Below are 11,385 nucleotides of genomic sequence, written 5' to 3' on the forward strand. Positions count from 1 at the left end.
GCAGGCCGCCGGTGGGGAGCAGCACACACGATGCGACGGCGGGAGACACACTCGATGGGGAACAAGGGACGACGCGTGGCGCAGGCGGCCACCGGTCAGACGGTCCGCAGGGTCGTGATGGTCGTGCTCTCGGCCGGCGCCTGGGTATCGGCCGGCTGCACCAGTGCCTTCGCCGACATGGACCTCACCCCGCTCAGCGGGCAGGAGCAAACCGACCAGGCCGGCAAGCAGAACCTCTCCTGCGGCAACTCCGCCCGCCTGCTGCGCGTCAACCTCGCCGAGACGGTGCACCGGGAAAAGCCCTGTGTGGACGTCGACGGCCACACCCGCCACCACACCACCCACCACAGCGGCGCCCACGCCGTGGGCGCCACCACCCTCGGTCCGCAGAGCAACATCGCCCAGAGGGGCAAGCAGAACCTCTCCTGCGGCAACTCCGCCGACCTGATCACCGTCAACGTCGCGGGCACCCTCAACCAGAAAACCACCTGTGTGGCCGTCGACCGCGGCCACCACCACGGCCACGGCCACGGCGGATACGCACACAGGGGCAACGCCTCAGCGCTGGGTGGCACCGCGATCGGGCCGGAGGTCAACGCCGCGCAGACCGGCAAGCAGAACGTGTACTGCGGCAACTCCGCCGACACCCTGACCGTCAACGTCCTGGGCACCATCCGCAAGCACACCAAGTGCATCGCCGTCGACCACTCCCACGGCCACGGCCACGGTCACGGTCACGGCCCCGAGCACCGCGGCCGGGCCCTGGCCCACGGCGGGCAGGTCGTCGGGCCCGAAACCAACACCGCTCAGAACGGCCGCCAGAACCAGACCTGCGGCGCCCCCGGCCTTGGCATCGACCTCCCCCTGGGCCAGACCAAGAGGACCACCCGATGCGGCGTCCACGACGACTCCGCCTCCCGAAACCACTGACCAACACCCCGTTACGGCAACTCCGCGCGGTCCGGCTCACCCACCGGACCGCGCCGTCCCATTCGTCTCCTCCACGCGCGAGAAGCCGTGACCTTGACGTCAAGATCAAGGACGGGAGGCGGCCTCAGGCATCCACACCGGCGAACGTTCGTGGTCAACGCCCCCGGCCTTGAAGCGACCGGCAATGGATCACTTGGCCTCGACGGCGCGGCTGTGCCACTGCGCGCGGTCTTCCGGGGTGAGGAAGAAGAACCAGCCTGGCGTGACGTGGTAGGCACTCTCGCAGGTGGCGATGTCCGCGCCGTTGTGCACCGCCGCGCGGTAGGCGATGCGGCTTCCGAGGTAGTCCATGGTGTCCGCTCCCACAAGGAGAACGAGTGCCACGGCCAGGTGAAGCATCGGCCTCAGGGGACGGCGTGAGGGTGTTCTGACGGCCCGGACCGTGCCGATGACGGACGCGGTCGCGGCGGTGACGATGGACAGGACCGATGCCAAGGAGAGCGCCTTCAGGGATCCTGGGGTTTCACACAGGATGTAGAACTGGGGCGACGGAACCGCGGCGGGCGCCCGCTCGTAGACAGCGAGCCAGACGGCTGCCATCCCTGATGCGGGGACAACAAGCCACACCCGGTTGATCCTCGATCGGCGTCCGGCTATTGGTTCACCCTGCATGCGTCTTCCTCATTCGGCACCGGCCCAGTCGGCGCCGGCCTTCGTCCGGCGCTCGGCGGCCCTGCGGTCACGTCAGCTTAGGACCAACTCGCCATCGCACCGGGAGGCCGCCCGGCAGGTGGGACGGCCGGCCCACTACCCGGCGGCCCGCGCTCGTGACCAGCGGTCGGGGCTCTCGTTCGATCCTCGATACCGAAGATCGTTAGGATCACAATTTCTGCGCAACCCCAGGAGGAACCGTATGCCCGTTGTCATTGCGACGATCAAGACCAAGCCCGGCCGACGCGATGAGGTCCTGAACGCGTTCGAGAAGCACGCGCCGGCCGTTCACGCCGAGAACGGCTGCCAGCTGTATGCCGTCCACGCCGGAGCAGACCGCGTCATCGTGGTGGAGAAGTGGGCCGACCAGGCCAGCCTGGATGCCCACAGCCAAGGCCAGCCCCTCGGCGCGATTGCCACCGCGATCACCGATGCACTCGCCGAGCCCCTCGATATCGCCGTCATGGACGCCTTCCCGACCGGAGACACCACGAAGGGCCTGCTCTAAGGGCCGGCCGGCCACCTCCTGGCGGGTCATGGGCAGAGCCAGAGGCGGATGGCGGCAACGGTCACCGTGCCGTAGAAGTAGTGGCAGGCCCCGCCATGCGAACCGACAAGCCCGCCACCGCCGGCCAGGCCGCACTGCACCTCGCCGCGATCCTCATGTGGACCTGACACTGATCGCCAAAAGCTAGGACAGCGGCCGACCGCCAAGGCCCATCCGGCTGACGGCGCGAGGCGAGAAGGTCATGGGACCTGTCCAGCCCTGGCGGATGAGGGCGATCTGTGACGGCAGGGGTGACACGGGATCGAGAGCCCTCCCACGGGACCAGTTCTCAAACAGTCCCTCGGTCGTCCCGACCGCGGAAACCACCATGGTCACCTTCAGCTCTCCGTCGCTCCACGTGTTCCACAGAGCCCAGCCCTCGGGTCTGGGCTCGACGCCGATTCGCGCGCATGCCTCCTCGTACCCTTCCTCCACGCCGGCCGGCATGGCGGAAGGCTTCCATACCGAGGCTCCCACGAGGCGCACCAGCGGCCGGTCTTCCTCCAGGCAGCCGTCGCCGTCGAAGTGGTAGTGACGCAGAGCCCGAGCAAGTGCGTTCACGCTGCGCTGGAGCGCTGTCGCGCCTTCCGGGTCCTCCTGGTACGAAAGCCATCCTTCGCTCGATGCTTCCAGCTTGACGCGGTTGGCGAGGCGCTCGATCTCCCGAAGGTAGTCCAGATCGCCGAGGTTCAGTGAGGTCATGGCCCGAAGTTTCACACCAAGCCGGTCGGCACCAACACAAGTTATCGATTGCGCGGTGAACCGTGGTGGCGTCCGGCCGTTGGCCGGGTGTCATGATCGGCCGCACGACCTCAGTCGGACGGCGCGAGCGGGGACCACTTGCCGAACCACTGCTCGGCGCCGTAGGCCTCGAACCGCTCTACCTCGATGAACCCCAGCTTCGCCGCGAGGCGCATCGAGCGGACGTTGGCGGTCTGGGTGGCGAGCACCACTGGTTCGCCGGGAAGCGCGTCGGCGAACCAGTCGAGTGCCGCCGCGCACGCCTCTCCGGCGTACCCGCGTCCCCACGCCTGCGGCAGGAACAAGTAGCCGAGCTCAGTCTTCCCGGCAGCCTGACGAAGGTGCCCCGTTTCTCTGGAGAGCGTGATCTGGCCGATCATCGCTCCGTCGAGATCGACGATGAACAGGCCGGGGCGCCGGCCGGGCACCCCCGGTACCTCGCGCTCCAGCTCATCACGCGGCCGGGGGCCACCGAGGTAGGTGCCCACCTGTGGCGAGGCCAGCAGCTCGATGACCGCCGAACGGTCCCGGGCCGCGGGCTCACGGAGCACGAGCCTCTCGGTCCTGATCGGGGCAGGTGGCCAGGCGACGGGTCCGAGCTCGGTCATGCCGGCCAGCCAATCAGCAGGCTCAGTAGCGATCAACCCACGTGTCCGGGCCGGTCCTTCCTCTCTCACATCCCTTCCAACGAGCCGATGGGCAAACGCTGCTGCTTGAAGTGAACGCCGCCGTCCCCGCTTGGCAGACTGTCTGGCTCGCGTGTGCGCGCCAACAGGGGTGGCTGCGGTCAGCCGGCGGATCGAGCCCGCGTTGTCGACCGGCCGCAGCCGTGCTGACGGTGTGGTTCCTGGGGCGTCAGCGCCTTGGGCCCCTGTGGCACTCAGCCCTTCTAGACAAGCGCCAGTTTGAACTGCTGGTTGTTCCCGTGCCAGCAGCCGGACTGGACCAGCGGTGCGCCGTCTCCTTGGTCGGCCCAGGCGACGTCCATGCACTTGCCGCTGTGCTTGGCGATGAGCAGGACGTAGCCGTCGTTGGTGGGCTGCTGGTACCAGCGCTGGTTGTCTCCGTAGTGGCAGTTGGCCTGGACGATGCGGGCCCTGCTTTCGTGACTGGCCCATTCGACATCCAGGCACTTGCCGCTGTGCCGGGCCTTGATCACGTACTCGCCGTGGTCGAGGTGGTCGACCCCGAACTGCTGGTCGGTCTCGCCGCGGCAGGTCCACTGCTCCACGGGAACGTCGTGCCCCAGGTTGCCATTGGGCACCGTGACGCACTTTCCGCTGTGGCGCGCCACGAGCTGGTAGTAGGTTGCCGCATGGGCCGCCGGTGCCGACGACAGTCCCAGCACCAGCGAACTCGCCGCTACCGCTGCGACCACAGAAATCCGCTGTGCAGATCGCATCCGTTTCTCCCCACTTTGTTGACCGGCCTTGGTCTGTGTCGTGCTGGGCACGGGCCTGAGCCGTGGAGGCTGTCAGGTGACCGCCGAAGCACATATCTGAGGATCGCCTCGCGCCGCATTCCCGGAAATTCCAAACTTTTGGGGGTTGACGCGGACGTATACCGTCTGAGGGCTTCACGTGGGCCCACACTTGGGCACATGAGGGCTGACGGGGATCGGATGTACCGGGATCTGCGCGCGGCACTGGTACCGGGAGCCGACCTCAAGGAGACGGGGGCGGCGCTGTCCCGGGTGCTCGCGCCGGTGGTGGCGCATGACGCGCTGCGGTGTGGGGTGATGAACCCGGCGTCGGGTTTGGGCGTATCGTCACTGGCCTTCTGGCACGGGTACGCCCCCGATGTCGGCCGCGCGCTGCTGAACCCTGACCGCATGGCAGCGGCCGTACGGGAGCTGGATCGCCTGACGCGGCAGACGGTTCCGGTGATGGTGGCCGATCGGAGACATCGCCCAGGTGTGAGTGACCGGCTGCTCGACGAGTACGGGGTCGGTGAGGAGTTGTGCCTCGTGTTGCGGGACACGCGCGGGGTGTGGGGAGTGCTCTACCTGCTGCGGGAGGCGGGCGGGCGGCCGTTCGACAGTGGTGACGCACGGCGAATCGCCGAGGTCGGGCCTTCGTTGATCACCGCGCTGCGCAGCTATGTGACGGATGGGCCCGTCGCCCCGTCAGTACACGCGCCGCCGCCGAGCGTGCTCGTCGTCGCCGCGGACGGACGGATCGGGGCCATGACACCTCAAGCGCGACCGTGGCTGGAAGCGATGACGGCCCGACAGAACGTTCCGGACTGGCTGACCGAGTCGTCGTTCGCCGCGCTGGCGGCCGCCGCGCGCAACCCGCGCGGGCCGTACCCGCGGCTGTGCGTACCCTCGGTGGGATCCGGCTGGTGGACCGCGATCGAGGCACAGCCCCTCGGTGACGACGGCGACATCGCGGTCATGATCCAGCGGGCAACCGGCACGCTGCTGCTCCCCTCGTTCTGCGACTGGTACGGAATCACCGCCCGCGAACGCCAGATCGTGCACCACCTGCAGGACGGATCCGCGCCCAAGCAGATCGCCCGGCTCCTCGACTTGTCCGTACACACGGTCAACGAACACCTCAGGGCGATCTTCCGCAAGACCGGCACCTACGGGCGGAACGAACTGGTAGCGGCCATCACCGCGTGACGCCCTTCAGCCCGCAAGTCAAACCGCGCCGCCCGGGTCGGCGGTACGTCCGCCCGGGCTGCCCGGCGGGGGTGCACCGGTAGTGGCCCCTACCTCCGTGCGACCCCGGACGGTTCCGGGTAGGGGTCGCGGAAGGTGAACGCGAGTGGTCCGGGGCCGTGTTCGCGTAGCCTCGCGACCCGCTCCATCGCCTCCGCGATGCCTGGGCGGTGACCGGCCGGGATCCACCACAGGGCCTGGTGCGCATCGGTCATGCGGTGGAACCACTCGCGGCGGCGGCTCAGTACGCGCAGGTGATCGGTCTGGTAGGTGAAGTTCCGCAGGGCTTCGACCGACTCCCAGACCGAACAGTTGATCAGGAGCATGTCGTCGTTCTCGTCGGGGCGGGCACCGGTGGCGTCCTCGCCCCCCTCGTCGACCATGCGCCACACGAATCCGGGACTGCGCTCGGCAAGCGCGTTGATCTCGGGCAGTTGGGCGACGAAGCCGGCCAACTCGGGGCCGTCCAGCGGAGCGACGATGCGGCCGATGTTGACCTGCGCAAGGTGAAAGCCAGTCATGAGCACAGCATGGCCCGACCCTGCTTCTATAGTCAATGAGTCTTTGCTTTAGAGAGGGCCACACAGCACCCGCCGGGACACGGGTCCATCGTCGGCGACCACTGCTCGGGCGCCAGGCCCTCCAGCAGCGCGAGGTTCATCCCGCAGACCAAGGCGGGGAACTCCTCGGCCAGCGCATGGAAGGGGCAGTTGCGCAGCCGCAGCGTCTCGCCCTCCCAGAAGGGCTGGTAGCCGCGGGCCCGCAGCACCTCGACCAGGTCGTCGGCGGCCGCATCCGGATGCGCCGCGCCCGCGGCCTTCGCCGCGGCCTGTAGCTCCCGGTCCAGGCCGGCGTTCTCCACCACCTCGGCGAGCAGCCGGCCGGCCGCGTCGTAGGACCGGGGCGGGACGGACACGGCGTGCTCGCCCTCGGCGCGCCGGTACACCTTCGCCGGCCGCCCCGCCCCGGGGCCGGTGCGCCCGGACAGCCGCCGGAAGGACACCGCCAGCAGCCCCGCCTCGACCAGCTTGTCCAGGTGGAAGGCGGCCAGCGATCGGGAGATCCCGACCGCTTCCGCGGCCGCGTCGCGCCCCACCTCACCCGGGGTGGCGGCGACGTGTCGATAGAGCCGACGGCGTACGGGGTCACCCAGCACACCCAGCACCGCAAATGCGGAATCTTCAGCAGTCACGCGTCGATTCTATGACCAATGGGAGTACTCGAAACAGAGCTCTGTCCCCCGCGCGGCGCCACGCTACAGGCGGTGGTTTTTGCGTGGAGGGACGGTGAGCAGGGTGCGGTGGGTGGCGGTGTCGTCGGGTTCGCCGACGCGGCGGCCGTCGGCTTCGACCCAGGCATGGGCGGCGAAGGGCGGGGGGACCCCCGTGGACCAGGTGGGTCAGGTGTGTGCAGTCCGGGCCGACGCCGGAGCCGCCTCCGAGGCGGCCCAACAGGGCCGTGGCGAGCGAGCGTTGGTGTCGGTGGCCCGCCCCAAGTCGCCTGGATCCGCCCCCCGTTGCCTCTTCCCGGCCGGTTGCGCATCCTGCTGTGATGCGCTTCTCCATCAACATTCCCAACTTCGGTGACTTCGCGGACCCCCGTAACGTCGCGACCCTGGCGACCGCTGCCGAACAGGCCGGCTGGGACGGGCTCTTCGTCTGGGACCACGTACTGCACCGACAACACCAGGGGCGCCCCTTCGCAGACCCCTGGATGCTGCTGACCGCGGCCGCGCTGGCGACCTCCCGGATCCGGCTGGGCACGCTGCTGACGCCGGTCCCCCGTTACCGTCCGCAGCAACTCGCCCGTCAAGTGGCCACCCTGGACCACCTCAGCGGCGGCCGGGCGATCCTTTCCGCAGGTCTGGGCGGTCCGATCGAGGACGAATACCGCAGCTTCGGCGACGCGGCCGAGCCACGCCTCCTGGCAGAGCGGCTGGACGAGGGACTGGAGCTGTTGCGGCACTTCTGGTCCGGCGAGTCGGTGAACCACCACGGCCGGCACTACGAGGCCCGGGACGTGACGCTGCTGCCCGCCACCGTTCAGCGGCCCGGTCCGCCGATATGGATCGGCGGGTTCTGGCCGCGTCGCCCGCCCATGCGGCGCGCCGCGCGGTGGGACGGCGCGGTGCCGCTCTTCGAGTCGGCGCGGCATGGCCATGTGCCGGATGCGGCGGAAGTACGGGAGCTGGTCGGCTATGTGCGCAAGCAGCGTGCGGCAGGGGGCGAGCGTGCCGGGCACCCCTTCGAGTTCGTGCTCGGCGGCGCCACGCCCCTGGACGCGGCCAGGGCCAGGGACGTGATCGGTCCGCTACGCGACGCCGGCGCCACCTGGTGGGATGAGCGACAGGTCCAGACCGGCCCCGATTTGGACCGCCTGCCCCCGGTATTGCGCCGCGTCGAAGCGGGGCCGCCGGTCGTCTGAGGTGCCTCCGAGCGGCGGCAGGAGTAGACAGGAATGGTGACGGTCGACGAGCCGGGCGGGGACGAGGTCCCGCCGGAGCCGTGCGGCGCACCAGTGCGCACCCGTGGCATGTGGCGGTCGGCCCCGGACTCAGGGGGTCCTGCTGAGTAGCGCCTCCTCACACCCCTGGCCCGGCGCAAGCGCTCGGACCGCACTGGAAGGTGCACTTCGCCATGACGACACCCGCGATCGTTTCACCGCAGGAGTGGGAGGCAGCGCGTCAGCAGCTGCTCGCGGAGGAGAAGCGGCTCACCCACGCCCGTGACGCACTGGCCGCCAAGCGCCGGCGGATGCCGTGGCAGGCGGTGGAGAAGAGGTACGCGTTCGACGGTCCCGAGGGCAGGGCGGGTCTGCTCGACCTGTTCGAGGGGCGCCGTCAGTTGGTCATCTACCGCGCCTTCTTCGAGCCCGGCGTCTTCGGCTGGCCCGACCACGCCTGCCGCGGCTGCTCCATGCTGGCCGACCAGGTCGGCCACCTCGCCCATTTGCACGCCCGCGACATCACTCTCGTCTTCGTGTCGCGGGCGCCGCAGCCGGACATCGAGCGCGTCAAGGCACGGATGGGCTGGGCGATGCCTTGGTACACGATCACCGACGGATTCGACAGCGACTTCGGCGTGGACGAGTGGCACGGCACGAACGCGTTCATCCGCGACGGCGACCGCGTGTTCCGCACGTACTTCGTCAACGCCCGCGGCGACGAGGCGATGGGAAGCCTCTGGAGCTACCTCGACATCACCGCGCTCGGGCGGCAGGAGACATGGGAGGACTCGCCGGACGGCTACCCCCAGACCCCGCCCTACGAATGGTGGAACTGGCACGACGAATACGGCGAGGCGGAACCGGCACCGGAGTGGGTGGCCCAGACCAGCCGAGGGCCACGACGCCGGTGAGCTGGAACCGCCGGCCGGGGAGACCGAGATGGGGAAGATCGTCATCAGTGAGAACGTCTCGCTCGACGGTGTGGTCCAGGACCCGACCGGCGAGGAGGGCTTCAGCCGCGGCGGCTGGTTCCTCCAGATGGGGGACAAGGACCGCGAGGCGTGGGCCAAGCTCGAGCTCTACGAGGCCCTGGGCGCCACGGCCCTGCTGCTCGGCCGGCGGAGCGACGAGTGGTTCGCCACGCGGTGGCTCTCCCGCAGTGGCGAGTGGGCGGACAGATTGAACAGCATGCCCAAGTACGTGGTGTCCTCCACCCTCCAAGAGCCCCTGTGGAGCAGTTCGACGGCATCCAAGGGCGGGGTGCTCAGGGGCGACGTGGTGGACGAAGTCTCCCGGCTCAAGCAGGAGCTGGACGGCGACATCGTCGTCTACGCCAGCATCCAGCTCGTGCAGTCGCTGATGGAGCACGACCTCGTCGACGAACTGCGGCTCACCGTGTTTCCGGTCGTGCTCGGTGTCGGCGAGCGCCTCTTCGGCGAGGTCAGCGACATCAAACCCCTGCGCCTCATCAGCACCCGCACCCTTGGTGACGACCTCGTCTTCCTCACGTACCGGCCCGTCCGGGACGCCTAGGGGGCCGCCACGCCCGCGGCTCCGCCTCCGTCCGCCGCGCGTCAGTGGTGGTGGCCGTGCCGGCCGAGGGTCTCCACGGGGGTCGCGCCGGGGCGGGTCCACTGCGGTACGGGGCGGCTGGTCGGGCCCCAGGTGGCGTTCCCGTCCGCGTCCGAGCGCCACGACCAGCAGGCCTGGCGGGCCACGGACGGGTGCCCCTCGCGGACATCGCCGATCACGGGCCAGCCCTCGGGGTTGTCCTCCCACGCCTCGCCGCGGCCGTAGGGCGTCATGTCGAGCAGGCCGAGGGATGCGTTGACCCGTTCGTTGCCACGGCCCGTCGTGGAGTAGGTCAGGAACGCGCGGTCGCCGTCGCGCAGGAAGCAGGTGAGGTGGCCCATGTCGCCGCCGACCGGCGCGTCGACGTCGCGCACCGAGTACCAGGGCTGGGTGTAGCCCATGAACGCGACGTAGGAGGCCACCTCGTCCCAACGGCCCGTCGTCAGGATGGCGAACGAGACGCCGCGGGCGTTGAGGTAGACGGCGTCCTTCAGGTGCCAGGCCGTGGTGGTGCAGCCCTCGCACTGCCCCTGGTGCGGCGCGCCGTCGTACCACATGTGCTTGTAGACCACGAGCTCGTCGCGGCCCTGGAACAGGTCCAAGAACGGGACCGGGCCGTCGGCTCCGACGACCTCGACCGTCCCGTCGAACTCGACCATCGGCAGCCGGCGGCGGGCCGCGGCGAGTGCGTCGCCCTCGCGGGTGTGGGCCTTCTCGCGGACCAGGAGCTCGTCGCGGGCGGCCTGCCAGGTGGCCAGGTCGACGACGGGCGGGCGGCCGGGCGACGCGGTGGTCGGGTCGTTCGGCGTGGTCGTCATGGTGTCCTCCGTGGTGTCACGTTCCGGTGACCGTCGTACGACGTCCTGCGACGGTCACCAGATCAGACTCGCGAGCCGGCCGGAACTCATCGGGGCGGGCGCGCCGGGTCAGGCAGTGGACCGGCCGGGTCACGGTGCGGGTCAGCCCTGGAAGGCGTCGGTCGATCGCCGCACCGTCGCCCGGACCCACTTGCCACCCGCGGGATCCAGTCCGCACGTCCAGGACTCGGCGAGCGCAGCGATGATCATCATCCCCCGTCCGCAGTCCTCCTCCCGCCCGGCCGCACGCTGGACGGGCAGGGTCACGGAGCCGTCGTGCACCTCGATGTGCAGCACATCGGATTCCAGCGCCAGCCGGAGGGCGATCACGGAATCCGGCCCTCGCTCCCGGCCGTATTCGGCGAGCTGCCGGGCACCGTGGCGAATGGCGTTCGTGGCCAGCTCGCAGACGATCAGCACGGCCGCTTCGATGAATTCTTCGGCCTCGCCGCGCAGTCGCAGAAATTCCGAGGTGAAGGTGCGCGCCTGCCGGGCGGAGGACAGGACTGCCGGCAACGCGCACGAGGCAGAGGTCAGTTCGACATCACGGGGGATGGCGAATTCAGCCACAACAGTCATTTTCCTTGACCCTTCAAGCAGGCAAAGCGTGCGATCAACGCGGCCGCATCCGCGGCTTTTTGCTCATGTGAGCAATAACAGCTCATATATGCAATTTCCCTTCCATTAAAGATCCGTGAAATGGGGTGTCAATAGCCTGCGGGGGCGTTTTTGAAAGATGAGCTGTTTCTGCTCAGACGAGCGATATCGCGGCGTCGGGCGTGACGGTGCGCGGTGGAGCGGTGGTGCCCGGTGAACGGGGCGTCATTTCACGGCTCCGAGGGAGAGGCCCTGGACGAGCTTGTCCTGGGCGGCGAACCCGGCGAGGAGCACCGGGAGGGAGATGACGGTGGCCGCGG

14 protein-coding genes and 2 pseudogenes are annotated in these 11,385 nt (G+C 69.3%); 6 read left to right on the forward strand and 10 right to left on the reverse strand.

Features of this window, described 5'->3' with window-relative positions:
• The first annotated feature begins 54 nt into the window (after nucleotides 1-54).
• Nucleotides 55-930, forward strand: coding sequence for a hypothetical protein (locus tag AC0680_RS36400; protein ID WP_478637318.1), 876 nt, complete (start codon nucleotides 55-57; stop codon nucleotides 928-930).
• 189 nt (nucleotides 931-1,119) lie between these two features.
• On the opposite strand, the gene AC0680_RS36405 is transcribed toward AC0680_RS36400, so the two are convergent.
• Complete coding sequence (locus AC0680_RS36405) at nucleotides 1,120-1,281, reverse strand: hypothetical protein (protein WP_478637319.1); 162 nt, start codon at nucleotides 1,279-1,281, stop codon at nucleotides 1,120-1,122.
• 562 nt (nucleotides 1,282-1,843) lie between these two features.
• Between AC0680_RS36405 and AC0680_RS36410 the strand changes: the two genes are divergently transcribed.
• The gene (locus AC0680_RS36410; RefSeq protein WP_478637320.1) at nucleotides 1,844-2,149 is read left to right on the forward strand and encodes a putative quinol monooxygenase; all 306 of its coding nucleotides are present in this window, start codon (nucleotides 1,844-1,846) and stop codon (nucleotides 2,147-2,149) included.
• A gap of 183 nt (nucleotides 2,150-2,332) precedes the next feature.
• Here the strand turns inward: AC0680_RS36410 and AC0680_RS36415 are convergent, their stop codons facing one another.
• The 3 genes from AC0680_RS36415 to AC0680_RS36425 form a co-directional block, all read right to left on the reverse strand.
• Nucleotides 2,333-2,890 (reverse strand): hypothetical protein, encoded by a 558-nt coding sequence (locus tag AC0680_RS36415; protein WP_478637321.1) that lies wholly within the window; start codon nucleotides 2,888-2,890, stop codon nucleotides 2,333-2,335.
• A 110-nt stretch (nucleotides 2,891-3,000) separates the two neighbouring features.
• Nucleotides 3,001-3,537: a GNAT family N-acetyltransferase gene (locus tag AC0680_RS36420; protein ID WP_478637322.1), complete on the reverse strand. Its 537-nt coding sequence runs from the start codon at nucleotides 3,535-3,537 to the stop codon at nucleotides 3,001-3,003.
• 281 nt (nucleotides 3,538-3,818) lie between these two features.
• The gene (locus AC0680_RS36425) at nucleotides 3,819-4,331 is read right to left on the reverse strand and encodes an RICIN domain-containing protein (protein WP_478637323.1); all 513 of its coding nucleotides are present in this window, start codon (nucleotides 4,329-4,331) and stop codon (nucleotides 3,819-3,821) included.
• A gap of 219 nt (nucleotides 4,332-4,550) precedes the next feature.
• Between AC0680_RS36425 and AC0680_RS36430 the strand changes: the two genes are divergently transcribed.
• The gene (locus tag AC0680_RS36430; RefSeq protein ID WP_478637324.1) at nucleotides 4,551-5,555 is read left to right on the forward strand and encodes a helix-turn-helix transcriptional regulator; all 1,005 of its coding nucleotides are present in this window, start codon (nucleotides 4,551-4,553) and stop codon (nucleotides 5,553-5,555) included.
• 89 nt (nucleotides 5,556-5,644) lie between these two features.
• Here the strand turns inward: AC0680_RS36430 and AC0680_RS36435 are convergent, their stop codons facing one another.
• The 3 genes and pseudogenes from AC0680_RS36435 to AC0680_RS36445 form a co-directional block, all read right to left on the reverse strand.
• A complete protein-coding gene (locus AC0680_RS36435; RefSeq protein ID WP_478637325.1) occupies nucleotides 5,645-6,115 on the reverse strand; it encodes a DUF3291 domain-containing protein in 471 nt (156 codons plus the stop codon).
• A 32-nt stretch (nucleotides 6,116-6,147) separates the two neighbouring features.
• Nucleotides 6,148-6,786, reverse strand: a complete 639-nt coding sequence (locus AC0680_RS36440) for a helix-turn-helix transcriptional regulator (RefSeq protein ID WP_478637326.1) — start codon at nucleotides 6,784-6,786, stop codon at nucleotides 6,148-6,150.
• A gap of 63 nt (nucleotides 6,787-6,849) precedes the next feature.
• Nucleotides 6,850-6,981 (reverse strand): annotated as a pseudogene (locus AC0680_RS36445) (lasso peptide biosynthesis protein); the annotation flags it as partial.
• A 164-nt stretch (nucleotides 6,982-7,145) separates the two neighbouring features.
• Between AC0680_RS36445 and AC0680_RS36450 the strand changes: the two are divergent.
• The 3 genes from AC0680_RS36450 (at nucleotide 7,146) to AC0680_RS36460 (ending at nucleotide 9,572) form a co-directional block, all read left to right on the forward strand.
• Entirely contained in the window at nucleotides 7,146-8,018 is an 873-nt protein-coding gene (locus AC0680_RS36450) for an LLM class flavin-dependent oxidoreductase (protein ID WP_478637327.1), read from the forward strand.
• A gap of 212 nt (nucleotides 8,019-8,230) precedes the next feature.
• Complete coding sequence (locus AC0680_RS36455; protein ID WP_478637328.1) at nucleotides 8,231-8,950, forward strand: DUF899 domain-containing protein; 720 nt, start codon at nucleotides 8,231-8,233, stop codon at nucleotides 8,948-8,950.
• A gap of 28 nt (nucleotides 8,951-8,978) precedes the next feature.
• Complete coding sequence (locus tag AC0680_RS36460) at nucleotides 8,979-9,572, forward strand: dihydrofolate reductase family protein (protein WP_478637329.1); 594 nt, start codon at nucleotides 8,979-8,981, stop codon at nucleotides 9,570-9,572.
• A gap of 41 nt (nucleotides 9,573-9,613) precedes the next feature.
• On the opposite strand, the gene AC0680_RS36465 is transcribed toward AC0680_RS36460, so the two are convergent.
• The 3 genes and pseudogenes from AC0680_RS36465 to AC0680_RS36475 form a co-directional block, all read right to left on the reverse strand.
• Nucleotides 9,614-10,429 carry a DUF899 family protein gene (locus tag AC0680_RS36465; RefSeq protein WP_478637330.1) on the reverse strand — a complete coding sequence of 272 codons (816 nt, stop codon included), beginning with the start codon at nucleotides 10,427-10,429 and terminating at the stop codon, nucleotides 9,614-9,616.
• Between the two features lie 141 nt (nucleotides 10,430-10,570).
• Nucleotides 10,571-11,038 (reverse strand): ATP-binding protein, encoded by a 468-nt coding sequence (locus AC0680_RS36470; RefSeq protein WP_478637331.1) that lies wholly within the window; start codon nucleotides 11,036-11,038, stop codon nucleotides 10,571-10,573.
• Between the two features lie 252 nt (nucleotides 11,039-11,290).
• Nucleotides 11,291-11,385 (reverse strand): annotated as a pseudogene (locus AC0680_RS36475) (carbohydrate ABC transporter permease); the annotation flags it as partial.

The organism is Streptomyces sp. NPDC043738 (genome assembly GCF_056436545.1).